This is a genomic window from Pseudomonas sp. B37(2017), from assembly GCF_002112885.1.
In the GTDB taxonomy this organism is placed as follows: domain Bacteria; phylum Pseudomonadota; class Gammaproteobacteria; order Pseudomonadales; family Pseudomonadaceae; genus Aquipseudomonas; species Aquipseudomonas paraglycinae.
The window spans coordinates 180924-199998 of the sequence record NZ_NEIX01000008.1; the positions used below are offsets into that span (position 1 = coordinate 180924).

The following is a 19075-nucleotide window of genomic DNA, read 5'->3' on the forward strand; positions in this document are numbered from 1 at the left end:
TTTTTGCCCGCCGACCCCTCTGCTAAAATCCCTCCCACTGCCTCCCGGAGACTGCCCCATGACCGAGCCCATCCGTCTGACCCAATACAGCCACGGCGCCGGTTGTGGCTGCAAGATTTCGCCCAAGGTGCTGGAAGTGATTCTGGCCGGCAGCGGGGCGCAGAACCTTGATCCGAAACTGTGGGTCGGCAACGCGTCGCGCGATGATGCGGCGGTGTATGAAATCGATGCCGAGCGCGGGGTGGTCTCGACCACGGACTTCTTCATGCCGATCGTCGACGACCCGTTCGACTTCGGCCGCATCGCAGCCACCAACGCGATCAGCGACATCTACGCCATGGGCGGCGATCCGTTGATGGCGATTGCGATCCTCGGCTGGCCGGTCAACGTGCTGGCGCCGGAAGTGGCGCGAGAGGTGATTCGCGGCGGACGTGCGGTGTGCGATGCGGCGGGGATTGCGCTGGCCGGCGGGCATTCGATCGATGCGCCGGAGCCAATCTTCGGCCTGGCCGTCACGGGGCTTGTAGAAAAGCGCTTCATGAAACGCAACGACACCGCCACCGCCGGTTGCCTGCTATACCTGACCAAGCCGTTGGGCATCGGCATCCTCACCACCGCCGAGAAGAAGGGCAAGCTGCGCCCCGACGACATCGGCGTGGCCCGGGACTGGATGTGTACGCTGAACAAGCCCGGCAGCCGTTTCGGCAAACTGGCCGGGGTTACCGCCATGACCGACGTCACCGGGTTCGGGCTGCTCGGGCATCTGGTGGAAATGGCCGACGGCAGTCACCTGACGGCGCGGATTTTTTACGACCGGGTACCGCGTCTGGCGAGCGTCGAGTATTACCTCGAACAGGGCTGCGTGCCGGGAGGCACCTTACGTAATTTCGACAGTTATTCGAGCCGCGTCGGGCGGGTGCAGGAATTGCACAAGCGAGTGCTGTGTGACCCGCAGACCAGCGGCGGGCTGCTGGTGGCCGTGACGCCTGAAGGCAATGCCGAATTCCTCGCCGTCGCTGCCGAACTGGGCCTGACACTGGAACCCATCGGCGAACTGCTGGAGCGAAAGAGTACCGCCGTCGAGGTGAATTGATGGCCGTCGACTTCACGGACTATCGCGACATCTTCCTCAACGACCGGCCGCTGATGGACGCCCGTGCGCCGGTCGAATTTCACAAGGGCGCGTTTCCCGGTGCGCTCAATCTGCCGCTGATGAACGACATCGAGCGCCAGCGGGTCGGCACTTGTTACAAGCATCACGGTCAGCAGGCGGCTATCGAACTGGGCCATCAACTGGTGTCCGGTGCGGTGAAGGCCGAACGGCTCCAGGCTTGGGCGGCATTTGCCCGGGCGCATCCCGAGGGGTTTCTGTATTGCTTTCGTGGCGGCCTGCGTTCGCAGATCGTCCAGCAGTGGCTCAAGACAGAAGCCGGCATCGACTATCCGCGTATCGGCGGTGGCTACAAGGCGCTGCGGGGGTTTCTGATCGACACCCTCGAATCGGCCCAGGCCGACTGTGATTTCGTGCTGCTGGGTGGCATGACCGGCACCGGCAAGACCGAAGTGCTGGTGCAACTGCGCAATAGCGTGGATCTGGAAGGTCATGCCAATCACCGGGGCTCCAGTTTCGGCAAGCGCGCCACCGGTCAGCCGTCGAACATCGATTTCGAGAACCGGCTGGCCATCGACTTCCTGAAAAAACGTGCGGCCGGCATCGAGCAGTTTGTGCTGGAGGATGAGAGCCGGGTGGTGGGCAGCTGCGCGCTGCCGCTGTCGCTGTATCAGGGCATGCAGCAATACCCGATGGTCTGGCTGGAAGATCGTTTCGAGCAGCGCGTCGAGCGGATCCTGCGCGATTACGTGGTGGATTTGTCTGCCGAGTTTCAGGCAGTGCATGGGGAGGAAGGTTTCGGGCGGTTTACCGAGCGATTGCTGGATAGCCTCGACAACGTGCACAAGCGCCTGGGCGGCGAACGGCATCGACGGATGCGGGTGTTGATGGAAGAGGCGCTGGCGGAGCAGGGCCGCAGCGGGGCGGTGGATTTGCACCGCGCGTGGATCGAAGGTTTGCTGCGCGAGTATTACGACCCGATGTATGTGTTTCAGCGCGAGAAGAAGGGCGGGCGGATCGAGTTTGCCGGGGAGCGGCAGGCCGTTATCGAGTACTTGCGTCAACGCGATAAACCCAAGGCCTGACGGGGCCCGAGCGGGCCCCGGGCAAACTCAGGTCGGACAGCTTTCCTGCCCGTTATCCAGTCCCTGTTTGTAGCTGTGGCTCTGCAGGCTGGCCTTGCCGTTGTGCCAGGTCAGGGTCAGCACATACAGCGAGTCGTAATCGCTGGACTCCCAATCCTCGGTGATCTTCTGCTTCTCGCCGACAGCCTTGCCCGCGACCTTGTTGATCAGCTCCGGCAGGTAACCATGGGACCACGCGGTGTAGATGGTCGAATTGTGGTACTTGTCTTCGATCAGCTCGCGGGCCAGATCGCTGGTGTCGTTGGCCGAGAACTCGATGTTCACCGGCAGGCCGAGCTTGATCGCGGCCGGGCTGATGGTCATCAGCGGGCGGATGTAGCTGTAGGAGTTGTCCAGCTCGCCTTCCTCGACATTGCGCGTCGGGTTGGCGGCGAACACATAGTCGGCCTTGCCGAATTTTTCCGGCAGCAGGGTCGACAGGTCGATCGCCCGGTTCAGGCCCTGGCAGTTGAGCTGACCGAGACCGCCGGCCGGTTTCTCCGCGTGGCGCAGGAACACCAGAGTCTGGGTGCCGTCCACCGGTTGCGCACGGCTTTCGCTGGATTCCAGCGACAGGAACAGCGCGCTGACCGCCAGCAGAGTGGGCAGGGCCACATACGCGCGATGTTTGAAGCGTTTGGCGACTTTCATCAAGTTCGTCATGGGATAAGGATTCTTCAGTCTGTTCGGTTAAGGCTGACAAACCTCTGCACCGGGGCTCGCGCGCCGGATGTTTTCCCTGTCATCAATGGCTTGCTTGGAGCCCCCTGAGGCCTGTTTGGTTCGATCCGGCTACGTGCGCCGCACTTTACCGTTCAGCCCGTGCGATTGAAGGGAAGGTTAATCACAGGATGTTGCGGATTTAAGTAAGCCGGCGGGCGAGGGCGTAAAGAACCCGAGCCAGAGCGCTGATCGTGGATTATGCTCAGGCCTTTCATTTTGTGACTGGATGCTACACATGACCGATCTGTCCGCGTTCCCGATCACCCAGAAATGGCCGGCGCAGTACCCTGACTGGATTCAGCTTTATTCCCTGCCGACCCCCAACGGCGTCAAGGTCTCGATCATGCTCGAAGAGATCGGCCTGCCGTACGAGCCGCACCGCGTGGGCTTCGACACCAATGACCAGATGTCTCCGGAATTCCTGTCGCTGAACCCGAACAACAAGATCCCGGCGATCCTCGACCCCCACGGCCCCGAGGACAAACCGCTGCCGTTGTTCGAATCCGGCGCGATCCTGATTTATCTCGCCGACAAGAGCGGCCAGTTGCTGGCCCAGGAAGGCGCGCTGCGCTACGAAACCATCCAGTGGCTGATGTTCCAGATGGGCGGTATCGGTCCGATGTTCGGCCAGCTCGGTTTCTTCAACAAATTCGCCGGCAAGGACTACGAAGACAAGCGTCCCCGTGACCGCTACGTCGAAGAAAGCCGCCGCCTGCTCAGCGTCCTGAACACCCGCCTGGAAGGGCGCGACTGGATCATGGGCGAGCGCTACACCATCGCCGACATCGCCACGTTCCCGTGGGTGCGCAACCTGATCGGCTTCTACGAGGCGGGTGATCTGGTCGGCATCAACAACTTCCCGAACGTCACCCGGGTGCTGGAGCGCTTCCTGGCGCGGCCGGCCGTTGTGCGCGGCCTGACCATCCCGTCCTGACGCCACAAATAACCCTGTGGGAGCGAGCTTGCTCGCGAAGGCGTCGTGTCAGTCACACATCTTTTTCTGATACACCTCCTTCGTCGGATCGCCGCCCGGAGCAAGCTCGCTCCCACAGGAATAGTGATGACGCCCGCAGATTGTTGCGTGCCCGGTAATGCACTGTTGATTGATCCAGGTTTGTACCCCGTCCCCCGCAAGGCATAAGCTTCGCCCCCTACGACTTTCGTCTCATCCGCTGTTTTCAGGAAAGGCCCCATGTCCAGTCAGTTCCCCGAAGCACGTCCACGCCGTCTGCGCCGCAATGCGAGCCTGCGCAGCCTGTTCCAGGAAACCGAGTTTTCCCTCAACGATCTGGTGCTGCCGATCTTCGTCGAAGAAGAGATCGACGACTTCGTGCCGATCAAGAGCATGCCCGGCGTGATGCGTATTCCCGAGCGCAAACTGGCCGGCGAAATCGAGCGTTACGCCCGTGCCGGGATCAAGTCGGTGATGACCTTCGGCGTGTCCCATCACCTGGACGCCAGCGGCAGCGACACCTGGCGCGAAAACGGCCTGGTGTCGCGCATGTCGCGGATCGCCAAGGACGCCGTGCCGGAAATGATCGTGATGTCCGACACCTGCTTCTGCGAGTACACCGACCACGGCCATTGCGGCGTGATGCACAACCATGAAGTCGACAACGACCAGACCCTGATCAACCTCGGCAAACAGGCGGTGGCGGCAGCGCGTGCCGGTGCCGACGTGATCGCGCCGTCGGCAGCAATGGACGGCCAGGTGCGGGCGATTCGCCGGGCGCTGGACGATGCCGGCTTCACGCAGATTCCGATCATGGCCTACTCGACCAAATTCGCCTCGGCGCTCTACGGCCCGTTCCGCGAGGCTGGCGGCAGCGCGCTGAAGGGCGATCGCAAAAGCTATCAGATGAACCCGATGAACCGCCGCGAAGCCCTGCGCGAATCGTTGCTCGACGAGCAGGAAGGCGCCGATGCGCTGATGGTCAAACCGGCCGGCGCGTACCTGGACATCATCCGCGACATCCGCGAAGCCTCGAACCTGCCGCTGGCGGCGTATCAGGTCAGCGGCGAGTACGCGATGATCAAGTTCGGTGCCCAGGCCGGGGCCATCGACGAAGATCGCGTGGTACGCGAAAGCCTCGGCGCGATCAAGCGCGCGGGTGCGGATCTGATCTTCACCTACTTTGCGATGGACCTGGCCCTGGCCGGGATTTGATCCTTCAGGGGCAATTGAAAAACGGCCGGATCCCGTGGTCACGGAAGTACCGCTCGATCACCTTCGGATCCGCGCTGTTGTCGGCAATCGCCACGTAGGTATCCGGGCGCAACAGGTAAAAACCGTTGCGCCCCAGTCCCGCCGTTTCAAACGCCGGACGCCAGTCGAACACGTGCAGCGGCAAGTGATGTTCATTGCACCAGGCGATCATCTCGTCGCTGGTGTCGCCGTACACATGCACCTGCCAGCAAGGATGGCGCAACGGCTCGTAATTATCCCCCTCGCCATCATGGGCCCACGGCAAGCGGTCGCCGCCGTGCACGTGCCCGGCCACGCCTTCGCTCAACGCCATGCCTCGATAGTTGACGGTGATTTGCGAGACGGTGCGAAACAGGAATTCGCGGCTGGTTTCGAATGAGGCCATTTTCGGAATCAGGAACGGCGCCAGCCGCGTGCGCAACAGATCGGCCATGCGGCCTTCGGCGGTGACGAAGCTGAAGACCTTGTCGGTGGTCGACACCAGTCGCCGGGCGAAGGCGATGCGTTCGGTTTCGTAGCTGTCGAGCAGTGTGGGCGTGGCAGCGCCGCCGAGTACTGCCGCGAGTTTCCACGCCAGATTGATCGCATCGCCGATGCCGGTGTTCATGCCTTGGCCACCAGCGGGGCTGTGTACGTGCGCTGCGTCGCCGAGCAGAAACGCCCGGCCCTTGCGAAAGTGATCCGCCACCCGGTGATGCACGCGGTAGGTGGAGAACCAGTTGACGTCCTCGATGTGCACGTTCAGATGTTCGATGGCGCGGTTGCTGACATCGGAAAATTCCAGGGTTTCGGCGCGATCCGCGCGCTCATCACGCACGGTGCCGATCAACCGCGCACGGCCTTCGCCGGCCAGCGGGAACACCGCGAGAAAGTCCGCCTCATCCAGATCCAGATGCAACTCGCCGTTGAGCGCCGGGCCGCTGGCCTGCACATCCGCGACATAGAAAATCTGCTGATAAGTGCCGCCGGGAAAACCGGTGTCGAGGGTTTTGCGCACGACCGAACGGGCGCCGTCACACCCGGCCAGATAGCAGGCCTGACAGATTTCCTGCTCGCCATCCGGCAGGCGCAAATGCGCGGTGAGGCCGTCGCCGTTCTCCGTGAAACTCTCAAGCGTCGTGTTGCGCTCGACCGTCACGTCGTAGTCTTCGAGGCGGTCGATCAACAGTCGCTCGTGTTCGTCCTGCGGGTACATTTCCAGAAAGGCATAGGGCGTCAGGCCTTCGCCGATCCGGTTCAGCGGCAGTTGCGCCACGGGTTTGCCCTTGACCCAGAAATTCGCCGCGGCCACCCGGTGACCGTTGCGCACCACCGCATCGGCCAGGTCCAGTTGCCGGTACAGCTCAAGGGTGCGCGCCTGCACCGCCAGCGCCCGCGACGTGGTGCCCGGCGCGGAAGCCTTGTCGATGATTCGCACGCGCACGCCCAGTTTGCTCAGCCACAGGGCCAGCACCAGTCCGGTGGGGCCTGCGCCGATGATCAGAACATCACTGCGGTTCATGGTCTGTCCTCCTCGCGTGTCCTGATCCGAGACGTGCAACTGAGTGTGCAGCAGCAAGTATGGATCAGACGGCGAGGGCGGCCAGTCGGCCTGCCAAACGGGACAATGGAACAGCTCCGCCGGCCCGCAGTCCTATCCTGCACCCTGCGATTGAGCGTAGGGTTAACCCGGCTCAACGGACTGGATGAAGCGTTATGCACACCCCTCGATTATTCGTCAGCCTCGCCGCGCTGCTGGTACTGGCCGGTTGCGCCGGTCAACGCAGCGAAGAACCGGCGCCGCGCCCGCCCGCCGAGGTCAAGGCGCAGATCGTGCGCCTGCTGCCGGCAAAAACCGTCGACCGCCAGGGCTGGGCCACCGACATCTACGCCGCGTTCGCCGCCCAGGGCATCAGCCCGACCACGCAAAACCTGTGTTCGGTGCTGGCCGTCGCCGAGCAGGAATCCACTTTCCAGGTCGATCCGCCGGTGCCTGGCCTGGGCAAGATCGCCCGTGACGAAATCGACCGCCGCGCCGCCAAGGTGCATATCCCGAGCCTGTTGGTCAGCGGCGCCTTGCAGGTGCGCTCGCCCAACGGCAAGACCTACAGCGAACGCCTCAGCGCCGCCCGCAGCGAAAAGGAATTGAGCGCGATTTTTGACGACTTTATCGGCTCGGTGCCGATGGGCCGCACGCTGTTCAGCGGTTTCAACCCGGTGCACACCGGCGGGCCGATGCAGGTCAGCATCGAATTCGCCGAGAAGCATGCCAAGGACTATCCGTACCCGGTGGACGGGACGATTCGCCGCGAGGTGTTCAGTCGTCGCGGCGGGATGTATTTCGGCATCGCCCATTTGCTGGGTTATCCGGTGAGTTATCGCGAGCCGCTGTACCGCTTCGCCGACTTCAACGCCGGCTGGTACGCCAGTCGCAACGCGGCGTTTCAGAACGCGGTCAGCCGGGCGTCGGGGATTCCGCTGGCGCTGGATGGCGACCTGATCCGCCCGGGCGCGATCATGCCGGGCAGCACTGAACTGGCGGTGCGCACCCTCGGCAAATCGCTGGGCATGCGCAATCCGGTGATCCGCGATCAACTGGAGAAGGGCGATAGCCTGGCCTTCGAGGAGACCAAACTGTATCAACGGGTCTTCGAACTGGCGGAGCGTGCGGAGGGCAAGTCACTGCCCCGTGCGGTGTTGCCGGGGATCGTGCTGCAGAGCCCGAAGATCACCCGCAAACTGACCACGGCGTGGTTTGCCAAACGGGTCGACGAGCGCTATCGGCGCTGCATGGCCAAGGGCTGAGGACGATCAAAAGGGAATAAAAAAACCCGGCTGACGGGAGCCGGGTTTTTTCTGGGTTGTTGCGATCAAGCCATTCATTCAGGCAACGCGGCGTTCGATCAGACGATCCGAACCACCTTCGGCAACGCGGCGTTCAATCAGGCGATCCGAACCACCTTCAGCGACGCGACGTTCGATCAGACGATCCGAGCCACCTTCAGCAACGCGACGTTCGATCAGACGATCCGAACCACCTTCGGCAACGCGGCGTTCGATCAGACGATCCGAACCGCCTTCAGCGACGCGACGTTCAATCAGACGATCCGAGCCACCTTCGGCAACGCGACGTTCAATCAGACGATCCGAGCCACCTTCGGCAACGCGGCGTTCGATCAGACGATCCGAACCGCCTTCGGCGATCATGGTGTGGGCAGGTTTGGCGGCAAATGCGTTGAAGGCCAGAACCGAGAGGGCAATGCTGAGGATGACTTGGCGTTTCATGATGGTGTGCTCCGGGGGTGTTGTTTGTTTGGTATGGAGCCGATGTTACGCCCGGGATTTTTTAAGAGAACTTCATTGACGTGATGGTGAACATCGACGCCGATGATGGTTTGTCACAACACCTTCACTGCGCGGCCAATCGCCTGGATCGGCCCGGTGGGTTTGCCGATCGGCGAACCGTTGGCGCCTTCCAGCGTCAGTTCGAACAACTGGTTCGGTTGCAGCGGCGGCAGCTTGTCCAGCGGGATCGACAGCGCTTGGCCCGGTTTGACCAGCCCCAGCGACACCGGCCCCTGCCAGCCGTCGGCCTTGGTCCAGAACTCCAGCGCCTTGTCCGCCGGCACCTCGACCACGCCCAGCGGAATCAACTGAATCTCCCGTGGATTGCTGGCCTGGATCACCCAGCCCGGCGCCTTGTCCTGCGGGGCGACCAGCACCACCAGAAAGCTCGGTTTCGGTGTGGTTTGAGTTAGCAGGATCGAACCCAGCAACAAAGTCGCGGCCAGCCCGGCAGCGCTCAAACCGCGCCACAGCGACAGGCGATTCCACCATGAAATCTCGGGCGCCACCTTATGGGTGAGTTGCCCGACACTGCGTTCAATGCGTTGCCACAGCTGCGACGAGGGCTGATGCGCCGGGGCGAGGTCGGTCAGCTCCAGCAGCCGCCGCTCCCAGGCATCCACGGCCGTCTGCAGCTCGGGCTCGTTGGGCAAGCGCCGTTGCACTTCGGCGCGCGCTTCGGCCGAGAGCGTGCCGAGCACGTATTCGCTGGCCAGTTCATCGCGTTCCTGCGCCGATTCGGTGGTCATCCCATGCACTCCCGCAACGCATTGAGGCTGCGCTTGATCCAGGCTTTGACGGTGCCCAGCGGCGTGTCGAGGCGTTGGGCGATCTGCGCGTGGCTGTAACCGTCGACGTAGGCGTGAAGGATGCAGCGGCGGCGTTGCGGTTCTAGTTGATGCAGGCAGCGATGGATGCGGGTCGATTGCGCCAGCGCATCGAAGTCGTCATCAATCGCCAGAGATTCGTTGCTGTCGTTCAGCGGCGTTTCCTGATGGTGATTGCGCAACACATTCAGCGCCAGATGGCGGGTCACGCTGAACATCCAGCCCCGGGCCGAACCGCGCGCCGGATTGAAACCCGCCGCGCCGGCCCAGATCTTGATGAATGCGTCGTGAACGATGTCTTCGGCCAGCGCCGTATCACGCACCAGACGCCGGGCCACACCGAGCAGCCGCGGACCTTCCTGCACATACAATTCGCGCAGGGCCCCGCGCTCGCCGCGGGCACAGGCGGCGAGGCGGGCTTCGTAATCGAACGCGGTTTCGGGTAATGGCATGTCCTGCAATCTAGCAAGCATCGGCCAAACGTCCAGTCAGGGTCAGTTAGCCGCCCAGAAAATGTAGTCGGCCTGGTACTTCACCACTTCCTGTTTACCCTTGTTCGCCGCCGTGCATTCGCTGCCCGGCGCCACGCCGCCCTTGAGCGCGACGCGCTGGATGTAGCTGACGCCGCTCATGGCGCCTTTGCCCTCGGCGGGGTTGGCCTTGACCAGTTGATAGGGCAGGTTGCCCGGGCTCGAGGGCGCTACGGCCAGTTGCGTGCCGGTGACTTTCGAACCGTCCTGCGCCTGCCAGGTGGCGGGCGGGCCGAAGTAGGTGCCGACCTGTTTGCCGCTGCGATCGTTGAGCACCGCTTTCGGGCCGACGAACACCCATTCGGTCTGGCCGGCGGCATTGGCCTTGTCCCGGCATTCGTAGGTGATCTCGCCGACCCCGGTGGTTTCCATCGCGATCTTGTGGCCGTCCGGGACTTTGATCGCGTCGGGATAACTGCTTTGGGCGAAGCTTGTCGAGGCGACGGCGAGCAAACCGGTGAGGCCGATCAGTTGGGTGATGTTCATCAGTGTTTCTCCGAAAAAGGGTAAACCGCTGACAGCCGAAAGAGGGCTGTTACAGGGACTACCCGTGACGGAGCGGTTTGGATGCAGTGGCCGGAAAATAAACTTCAAACCCCATCGATTACCCCCTGTGGGAGCGAGCTTGCTCGCGAATACGGTGTGTCAGCCACATAAATGCTGACTGATCCGACGCCTTCGTCGGATCGCCGCCCGGAGCAAGCTCGCTCCCACAGGGTTCTTTGTCAGGCTTCAGGCCGGAGGCTTTCAGCAACGCCTGGGTGTAGGCATGCTGCGGCGCCGCAAAAATCTGGCGCGACGCTCCCTGTTCCACCACTTTGCCGTCCTTGATCACCATCAAGTCGTGCGCCAGCGCATGCACCACCGCCAGGTCATGGCTGATGAACAGGTACGTCAAGCCATGGCGGATCTGCAACTGCCGCAGCAATTCCACCACCTGTTTCTGCACCGTGCGATCCAGCGCCGAGGTCGGTTCGTCGAGCAGAATCAGAGCGGGTTCCAGCACCAGGGCCCGGGCGATGGAAATGCGCTGGCGCTGGCCACCGGAGAATTCGTGGGGATAACGATGCCGGCTCTGCGGGTCGAGGCCGACTTCCTCCAGCACGCGGATCACCGCTGCTTCACGCTCTTCGGCCGTGCCGATGCCGTGGGTCAGCAGGCCTTCGGCGATGATTTGTTGCACCGACATCCGAGGGCTGAGGCTGCCGAACGGGTCCTGGAACACCACCTGAATCTGCCGCCGCAACGGACGCATCAATCGCTGATTGAGCAGGCTCAATTGCTTGTTGCCGAAACGAATGTCGCCCTCGGATTCCACCAGCCGCAGAATCGCCTGGCCCAGTGTCGACTTGCCCGAGCCGGACTCGCCGACAATGCCCAGGGTCTTGCCCCGTTGCAGCCGGAAACTCACGCCGTCCACGGCCTTGATGTATTCCTGGGTGCGGCTGAACAACGCCTTGGGCAGCGGGAACCAGACTTTCAGATCATCCACCTCCAGCAGGTTGTGATCGTAGCGGCTCGGCACCGGTGCGCCGGACGGTTCCGCCTCGATCAGCAGGCGGCTGTAAGCATGCTGCGGGGTGCGGAACAGCGTTGCGCAGTCGGCCTGTTCGACGATTTCCCCGTGGCGCATCACGCACACCCGTTGGGCGATACGCCGCACCAGATTGAGGTCATGACTGATGAGCAGCAGCGACATGCCCAGGCGTTGCTGCAACTCGATCAGCAGCTCGAGAATTTTCTGCTGCACGGTCACGTCCAGCGCTGTGGTCGGCTCATCGGCAATCAGCAATTCCGGCTCGTTGGCCAGCGCCATGGCGATCATCACCCGTTGCCGCTGGCCACCGGAGAGCTGGTGCGGATAGGCCTTCAAGCGCTGCAACGGCTGGCGAATGCCCACCAGTTCCAGCAGCTCCAGCGTGCGCTGGCGCGCGGCACGGCCCTTGAGTCCCTTGTGGATCTCCAGCACTTCGCTGATCTGTTTTTCCACCGTGTGCAGCGGGTTCAGCGAGGTCATCGGCTCCTGGAAAATCATCGCGATGCGATTGCCGCGCAAGCCGCGCAGTTGTTGTTCGCTAGCGTGCAGCAAGTCCACGCCGTTGTAGCGGATGCTGCCCGTGCTGCTGACGGTCTTGGCCGGCAGCAAACGCAGGATCGAGTGCGCCGTCACCGACTTGCCCGAGCCGGATTCGCCGACCAGTGCCAGGCACTCGCCACGGCGGATGTCGAGGTTCACACCGTGCACCACTTCGTGCCCGGCGAAGGCGACGCGCAGGTCGCGGATTTCAATCAGGTTGTCGGTCATTTCAGCTCCGGGGATCAGGATCGCGGATCGAACGCGTCACGGCAGGCTTCGCCGATAAACACCAGCAGGGACAGAATCAGCGCCAGGGCGAAAAACGCCGTCAGCCCCAGCCACGGCGCTTGCAGATTGCGCTTGGCCTGGCCGATCAGCTCACCCAGCGACGCGGTGCCGGCGGGCATGCCGAAGCCGAGAAAATCCAGTGCGGTGAGGGTGGCGATGGCGCCGGTCAGAATGAACGGCAGGTAGGTGAGGGTGGAGGTCATGGCGTTGGGCAGAATGTGCCGGCGCATCAGCTCGCTGTCCGTCAGGCCCAGCGCCCGCGCGGCCTTGACGTATTCCAGGCTGCGCCCGCGCAGGAACTCGGCGCGCACCACGTCCACCAGTGCCAGCCAGGAAAACAGCGCCATGATCCCCAGCAGCCACCAGAAACTCGGCGAGACGAACCCCGACAAAATGATCAGCAGGTACAGCACCGGCAGCCCTGACCAGATCTCCAGCACTCGTTGCCCGAGCAAGTCGACCCAGCCGCCGTAGTAACCCTGCAACGCCCCGGCGACGATGCCGACCAGCGCACTGACGGCGGTAAGGATCAGCGCGAACAGAATCGAAATCCGCGTGCCGAAAATCACTCGCGCCAACACATCCCGCGCCTGATCGTCGGTGCCCAGCCAGTTGCTGGAGGACGGCGGACTGGGTGCCGGTTCCGTGAGGTCGTAATTGACCGTGTCGTAGCTGAACGGGATCGGCGGGAACAGCATCCAACCGCCCTGATCCTCGATCAGTTTGTGCACGTAGCTGCTGGCGTAATCCGGCTGGAACGGCAGTTCGCCGCCGAAATCGATTTCCTGATAATCGCTGAGGATCGGGAAGTAAAAGGCGTCGTGGTAGCGGATCACCAGCGGCTTGTCGTTGGCGATCAGTTCGCCGCCGAGGCAGATCAGGCACAGCCCGATGAACAGCCACAGCGACCAGCGCCCGCGCCGGTTGGCCTTGAATTGCGCAATGCGCCGCCGGCCCAGAGGGGAGAGTGTGAACATCAGGCAGTCCTCGCCGAGAAGTCGATGCGCGGGTCGAGCAGGGTGTAGCAGAGGTCGCCGATCAGCTTGATCAACAGGCCGAACAGGGTGAACAGAAACAGCGTGCCGAACACCACCGGGTAGTCCCGCGACACCGCCGCTTCGTAGCTCATGCGCCCGAGGCCATCGAGGTTGAAGATGGTTTCGATCAGCAGGGAGCCGGCGAAAAACACCTCGATCAATGCTGACGGCACACCGGCGACCACCAGCAGCATCGCGTTGCGAAACACATGGCCGTAGAGCACACGTCTTTCGGTCAGGCCCTTGGCGCGCGCGGTGATCACGTACTGGCGGCTGATCTCGTTGATGAAGCTGTTTTTGGTCAGGATCGTCAGCGTCGCAAAACCACCGATCACCAGCGCCGTCACCGGCAACACCAGGTGCCAGAGGTAGTCACCGACCTTGCCCCACAGGCTCAGGTTGTCGAAATTGTCCGAGACCAGACCCTGCACCGGAAACCAGTTGACGTAGCTACCCCCGGCGAACACCACGATCAACAGGATCGCGAACAGAAACGCCGGCATCGCGTAGCCGACGATGATCGCCGTGCTGCTCCAGACATCGAACGCGCTACCGTTGCGGATCGCCTTGCGAATGCCCAGCGGGATCGAAATCAGGTAGGTGATCAACGTCGCCCACAGGCCAAGGGACAGCGACACCGGCAGCTTCTGCACGATCAGATCGGTGACCTTCGCACCGCGAAAGAAACTGCTGCCCAGGTCCAGTTGCGCGTAGTTCTTGAGCATCAGCCACAGGCGTTCGTGCATCGGTTTGTCGAAGCCGTAGTGGTGCTTGATCTCTTCGATCAGCGCCGGATCCAGGCCACGGCTGCTGCGCCCGGCACCGCCGATCGCGGTGACCTCGCTGGCGCCGCCCATGCTGTGCCCGCCGAAACCTTGCAGGCGGGCGATGGCCTGTTCCACCGGGCCGCCGGGCGCGGCCTGCACGATGACGAAGTTGACCACCAGAATGCACAGCAGCGTGGGGATGATCAGCAACAGACGTCGACTCAGATAACGCCACATGTCACTGGCCCCCCGCGAGCTGGCGCAGGGCGCTCATCCGCTGGTTGGTCAGCGGCTTGGCCGAGACCTCCCACCAGGTGTCGAGGCCTTCGCTGTAGATCGGCTGCACCGGCGGCCTGCCGAAGCGGTTCTGATACACCGTCGGCGTGCCTTTGGAGTAGTAGTTGGGAATCATGTAGTCACCCCATTGCAGCACCCGGTCGAGGGCGCGGGCGTAACGCACCATGGCGTCGCGGGTATTGGCCTGGACCAGGCCGTCGATCAGCCGGTCCACCGCAGGATCCGCCAGCACCATCGAATTGGAGCTGCCGACCTGGGTCGCGCTTTGCGAGGCATACAGGCTGTACAACTCGCGGCCCGGCGAGACGATCGGATCGCCGCTGCGCGGAAAACTGGTGACGATCATGTCGTAGTCCCGGGCGTTGAGCCGGTTGATGTACTGCGCTGAATCGATACGCCGCAGATTCAGGGTGATGCCGATCTGCGCCAGGGTGCGTTTGTACGGCAGCAGCATGCGGTCGAAACCGCCCTGACCGTCGAGGAAGGTGAATTCGAAGGGCTCGCCGGCGGCGTTCACCAGCCGATTGTTTTTCGGTGTCCATCCGGCCTCGGCCAACAGCTTCAGGGCCTGCAACTGCTTGTCGCGGATGTAGCCGCTGCCATCGGTTTTCGGCGCCTGATAGACCCGGCTGAAAACCTCGTCCGGAATCTGTCCGCGCAGCGGTTCGAGGATCGCCAGTTCGCCAGCGTCGGGCAGGGCGGTGGCGGCCATTTCACTCTTCGGCCAGTAGCTGTTCTGGCGCACGTAGAAGCCGCGCATCATCTGCTTGTTGGTCCACTCGAAATCCCACAGCAGGCTCAGCGCCTGACGCACGCGGCGATCCTTGAACAGCGGGTTCTGCAGGTTGAACACAAACCCCTGGGCGCTGGTCGGTTTGTCCGGGGCGAGAATCGCTTGTTGCAGGCGACCGTCACGCAGGGCCGGGCTGTCGTAGCCGACCACGTAGCCGGACGAGGAAAACTCGCGGTTGTAGTCGAACGCGCCGGCCTGCAGCAGTTGTCGGGCGACGTCGGTGTCGCCGTAGAAATTCACGGTCAGGCTGTCGAAGTTGTATAGCCCGCGACTGACCGGCAAGTCCTTGCCCCACCAATCCGGATCGCGCTGGAAACCGATGCTGCGCCCGGCGTCGACCTTGCTCACCCGGTACGGGCCGCTGCCCAGCGGGGGTTCGAAACCGCCGCCGTTGGCGAAGTCGCGGGTCTTCCACCAGTGCTCGGGCACCGGCCGCAGCGATGCCAGATCCAGCGCCAGGGTGCGGTTGAGGTTGTTCTTGAAGGTGAAGCGAATCTGCCGCGGACCTTCGATCAGCACGTCCTGCACATCGGCGTATTGCTGGCGATAACTCAGGCTGCCCTTGGTCATCAACAGCTCGAAGGTGTAGCGCACGTCCTCGGCGGTGATCGGTGTGCCGTCGGCGAAACGCGCCTCGGGATTCAGATTGAAACGCACCCACAGGCCGCCGGGATCGCGCTCCATGGATTGCGCCACCAGACCGTAGACGGTGTAGGGCTCGTCCAGCGAGCGGAACGCCAGCGGCGAATACACCCAGTCGTTGACCTGCACCACGGAAATGCCCTGATCGGCGTACGGAGTGATGTAGTTGTACTGACCGATCTCCATCGAAGCGCGGCTGAGCGAGCCACCCTTGGGGGCGTCGGGATTGACGAAATCGAAGTGCTGGAAACCGGCGGGGTATTTCGGCGCCTCGCCGTACACCGTCATCGCGTAGCTGCCGCCGGCCAGTGCAGCTGCCGCGTTGCACAGCAGCGCGCTGCCGAGCAGCAGGCCGGCCATGTTGCGCATGAATGTCATGAAGTCGTTCCTCTGAGCCGGAAAAGCCCGGAGCGGCGGCTGGCCGCTGCGGGATGCGAATTCGCAAGGGGAAGGGGCCGGCCGGAGTCTTGCGCGGCCCCGACCGGGACTCAGAAGTGGTACGTCATGCGCGCAAACAGCGTGCGGCCCAGCGGATCGGTGTAGCGCGGGTCATAACCGCTCTGGAAGTTGTAGGCCTGGTTGGAGAACGGCGGGTCGCGGTCGAACAGGTTCTTCACCCCGGCATCGACGTCCAGCACCTTGTCGAAGGTGTAGCCGGCCGACAGGTCCCACACCGAATACGATGCGACCCGCGCGTTGGTCTCGCGGTCGTAGTCGTTGTAGCCGGTGGTGAAGCGGTTGGTCAGCGCCGCGCGGGCGGCGCCGAAGGTCCAGGAACCGGTCAGGTTGTGTTTCCACCGGGCAATCACCCCGTCACCCTTGAAGTCGCCGACCTTGTCGGTGAACGGGCCCTTGATGGTGCTCTGGAAGTCGTACTCGTCGACATAGGTGCCTTGCAGGCCCAGACCGAATTGACCGTACGGCGTGTTCGGGAAGCGATAGTCCAGCGACACATCGACGCCGTTGGTTTCGACGATGCCGAGGTTGGCGTTGCCGGTGACGATGTAATTGAGCGTGCCGTCGGCGTTGCGCACGAAGCGGTCAGGGTAGCTGCCGGCCTGATCGAACACGGTGGATTCCGGGAACGGCTGGATCTGGTTGGAGATGTGAATCCACCAGAAATCCAGGCCCACGGACAGATTGCTGACCGGCTGATAGACGAAGCCCAGCGTCACGTTGCGCGCCTTCTCCGGGGCCAGGTCTTCGTTGCCGCCGATCTGGTTGAGGAACTGCTGACCGCAATCGCGCCCGCCGTTGCCGCCCGGTTGCACCACGCCGCCGGTACACAGCACCGGGTCGTTGTAGTAGCCCTGGGTGTAGGTGATGCTGCGCGGCGAATACAACTCATACAGCGACGGCGCGCGGAAGCCTTCGCTGTAGGCGCCGCGGACCACCAGCTCCTTGAGCGGCTGATAACGGAACGAATATTTCGGGTTGGTGGTGCTGCCGAAGTCGCTGTATTTGTCGTGACGCACGGCGGCGGACAGTTCCAGGCTGTCGAGCACCGGCACGTTGATTTCCGCGTAGGCGGCTTTCACGCTGCGGTCGCCCTCGACGCTGCCGGCCGGGTCAATGCCCAGGCTCTGGATGTCGCCGGCGAAGGCTTCGAAGTCCTGGTGGAATTTCTCTTTCCGGTACTCGCCGCCCAGCGCCAGACCCGACGGGCCGGCACCGAACCAGTCACCGATTTCGCGGCTGATCCGCCCGTCGAAACCGGCGACCCGACCGACCGCCGTGGAATAGGCGCCGTGGTACGCGGCCTGGTCGATGTATTGCTGACCGGCGCTGGTCTGCGGGCCGAACGGGTTGAGCAGGCCGCTGGCCAGACCGTCGATCATCGCCTGATCGCTGACGTAGCCGCTGGTGACGCTGGAGACGATCTTGTTCTGGTTGTACGAGGCGCCGACGTTGTAGTCCCAGCCGCCGACCAGACCGTCGAAGCTCAGCAAAAAGCGCTGGCTGGTGTTCTGGTCTTTCGATTCACGCGGGCCGGCGGCGGTTTCGCGCCAGTTCACGTCCACCGGTTGCGTCGGGTCGAGGGCGAAACCGGTGGGCGCCGGGGTGATGCCGTTGCCGGGGTAGTAGGGCGAGGACGAATCCAGGCTCAGACCGGTCAATGGCGCCGGGCCGACAGCGGTGGCGTTGTTGTTGCGCGACCAGAAGTATTCGAGGTTGACGTTGTGGTCGTCGGCCAGTTTGCCGGTGGTCTTGCCGAAGAACGAAGTCTTCTCGGTCTGCGGCACCAGGTCGATGTATTCGCGGGTGCTGAAACGGCAGAGGCCGTCGCGGGCCACCAGGTTGGGGCCGTTGCAATTGCTGTTGGCCAGCGGGTTGGTGGCGTTGCCGTTCTGGCTGTAGTTGCCGGGGAACGCGGTGCCGGAGGTCTGGTCCAGGCCACGGCCGGGCACGTAGTCGCGGGCGAAGGAGCGGTCGTTGGCGTCGAGGTTCTGCTGCTTGTTGTAGTTGAACACGCCGAGCACGTTGAAACGGTCCTGCTCCAGGTCGCCGTAGCCCCAACTGGCGCTCATGTCCTTGGTCGCACCGCCGCCGCTGTGGGTCGGGGTTTCGCCGCCGAGGGTGAGTTGGCCGTCGGTCATGGATTTCTTGGTGATGAAGTTGATCACGCCGCCGATGGCGTCGGTGCCGTACAGGGCCGAGGCGCCGTCGCGCAGCACTTCCACGCGCTCGATCGCGGCAAACGGGATCATGTTCAGATCTACCGCGCCGCCGGCCGAGTTGGTGCCCGACAGGGCGTTGTTGGCCAGCCGGCGACCGTTGAGCAGCACCAGCGTCTTGTTCGCGCCGATGCCGCGCATGTCGGCGAACGATGCGCCGCCGGTGGCCGCGCCGACCGAGCCTGCGCTGTTGTTGATCGACTGGCTGCCGGTGATGCGCTGCACCAGTTCGGCGGTGGTAGTCACGCCCTGTTTGCGCAGTTCATCGGCCTTGAGCACGGTGATCGGCACCGCCGTTTCCGCGTCGACCCGACGGATCGCCGAACCGGTCACTTCGACCCGTTGCAGTTGCGTGGTCGGCGCGACCACCGCAGCGGCGGCCGGGACGCTGTTGTCGTCCTCGGCAGCCTGAACCCCGGCACCCATCCCCATGGCCACCAGGTACAACGGAACGAAACGGTGGCGGGAAATCGTCGCCACCAAGGGTTTGAGCGTGAAGCGTGGAGTGTTCATCAGCATGGTTGTTTCCGACTTTGTTAGACGTTTATCGAAATGGCCTTGTGAGCCCTCTTTGCACGGAGCACGGTGGTGCCGCGCCGCGAAAACCACTTTCTTCAAGCAAGCCGATCCCCTCCGAAGACGCGCTGCGTTTTT

General features: G+C 63.2%; 16 protein-coding genes. 5 read left to right on the forward strand and 11 right to left on the reverse strand.

Features of this window, described 5'->3' with window-relative positions; all coding sequences use genetic code 11:
• Nucleotides 1-58: 58 nt before the first annotated feature.
• Nucleotides 59-1093, forward strand: a complete 1035-nt coding sequence (selD, locus tag CAF90_RS20480) for a selenide, water dikinase SelD (protein ID WP_085608285.1) — start codon at nt 59-61, stop codon at nt 1091-1093.
• On the forward strand, nt 1093-2196 hold the full coding sequence (mnmH, locus tag CAF90_RS20485) for a tRNA 2-selenouridine(34) synthase MnmH (RefSeq protein WP_085608286.1): 1104 nt from the start codon (nt 1093-1095) through the stop codon (nt 2194-2196). Before selD ends, mnmH begins: the two co-directional genes overlap by 1 nt.
• 27 nt (nt 2197-2223) lie before the next feature.
• On the opposite strand, the gene CAF90_RS20490 is transcribed toward mnmH, so the two are convergent.
• Nucleotides 2224-2898, reverse strand: coding sequence for a hypothetical protein (locus CAF90_RS20490; protein WP_007958986.1), 675 nt, complete (start codon nt 2896-2898; stop codon nt 2224-2226).
• A 295-nt stretch (nt 2899-3193) separates the two neighbouring features.
• Between CAF90_RS20490 and CAF90_RS20495 the strand changes: the two genes are divergently transcribed.
• Both CAF90_RS20495 and hemB read left to right on the forward strand, forming a co-directional pair.
• Entirely contained in the window at nt 3194-3892 is a 699-nt protein-coding gene (locus CAF90_RS20495) for a glutathione S-transferase family protein (protein ID WP_039770231.1), read from the forward strand.
• Between the two features lie 258 nt (nt 3893-4150).
• Complete coding sequence (hemB, locus tag CAF90_RS20500) at nt 4151-5125, forward strand: porphobilinogen synthase (RefSeq protein WP_085608287.1); 975 nt, start codon at nt 4151-4153, stop codon at nt 5123-5125.
• Between the two features lie 4 nt (nt 5126-5129).
• Here hemB and CAF90_RS20505 read toward each other — a convergent pair whose 3' ends face one another.
• Nucleotides 5130-6665, reverse strand: coding sequence for an FAD-dependent oxidoreductase (locus tag CAF90_RS20505; protein WP_085608288.1), 1536 nt, complete (start codon nt 6663-6665; stop codon nt 5130-5132).
• Between the two features lie 194 nt (nt 6666-6859).
• Here CAF90_RS20505 and CAF90_RS20510 point away from each other — a divergent pair, with 194 nt between their 5' ends.
• Nucleotides 6860-7948, forward strand: a complete 1089-nt coding sequence (locus tag CAF90_RS20510; RefSeq protein WP_085608289.1) for a DUF1615 domain-containing protein — start codon at nt 6860-6862, stop codon at nt 7946-7948.
• A 78-nt stretch (nt 7949-8026) separates the two neighbouring features.
• Here CAF90_RS20510 and CAF90_RS20515 read toward each other — a convergent pair whose 3' ends face one another.
• The 9 genes from CAF90_RS20515 to CAF90_RS20555 all read right to left on the reverse strand — a co-directional run bounded on the left by CAF90_RS20515 (nt 8027) and on the right by CAF90_RS20555 (nt 18940).
• Nucleotides 8027-8428, reverse strand: a complete 402-nt coding sequence (locus tag CAF90_RS20515; RefSeq protein WP_074689113.1) for a phage infection protein — start codon at nt 8426-8428, stop codon at nt 8027-8029.
• A gap of 113 nt (nt 8429-8541) precedes the next feature.
• Nucleotides 8542-9237: an anti-sigma factor domain-containing protein gene (locus CAF90_RS20520; protein WP_085608290.1), complete on the reverse strand. Its 696-nt coding sequence runs from the start codon at nt 9235-9237 to the stop codon at nt 8542-8544.
• The gene (locus tag CAF90_RS20525; protein WP_170929415.1) at nt 9234-9767 is read right to left on the reverse strand and encodes a sigma-70 family RNA polymerase sigma factor; all 534 of its coding nucleotides are present in this window, start codon (nt 9765-9767) and stop codon (nt 9234-9236) included. The genes CAF90_RS20520 and CAF90_RS20525 overlap by 4 nt, the downstream gene beginning before the upstream one ends.
• A gap of 42 nt (nt 9768-9809) precedes the next feature.
• A complete protein-coding gene (locus CAF90_RS20530) occupies nt 9810-10331 on the reverse strand; it encodes a DUF3455 domain-containing protein (protein ID WP_085608292.1) in 522 nt (173 codons plus the stop codon).
• 118 nt (nt 10332-10449) lie between these two features.
• The gene (locus CAF90_RS20535; RefSeq protein ID WP_256578456.1) at nt 10450-12150 is read right to left on the reverse strand and encodes an ABC transporter ATP-binding protein; all 1701 of its coding nucleotides are present in this window, start codon (nt 12148-12150) and stop codon (nt 10450-10452) included.
• 14 nt (nt 12151-12164) lie between these two features.
• On the reverse strand, nt 12165-13187 hold the full coding sequence (locus CAF90_RS20540) for an ABC transporter permease (protein ID WP_085608293.1): 1023 nt from the start codon (nt 13185-13187) through the stop codon (nt 12165-12167).
• Nucleotides 13187-14251: a microcin C ABC transporter permease YejB gene (locus CAF90_RS20545; protein ID WP_085608294.1), complete on the reverse strand. Its 1065-nt coding sequence runs from the start codon at nt 14249-14251 to the stop codon at nt 13187-13189. The genes CAF90_RS20540 and CAF90_RS20545 overlap by 1 nt, the downstream gene beginning before the upstream one ends.
• Nucleotide 14252: 1 nt before the next feature.
• Nucleotides 14253-16124, reverse strand: a complete 1872-nt coding sequence (locus CAF90_RS20550; RefSeq protein WP_085608295.1) for an extracellular solute-binding protein — start codon at nt 16122-16124, stop codon at nt 14253-14255.
• Between the two features lie 110 nt (nt 16125-16234).
• Nucleotides 16235-18940, reverse strand: coding sequence for a TonB-dependent receptor (locus tag CAF90_RS20555; RefSeq protein WP_085608296.1), 2706 nt, complete (start codon nt 18938-18940; stop codon nt 16235-16237).
• Nucleotides 18941-19075 lie beyond the last annotated feature (135 nt).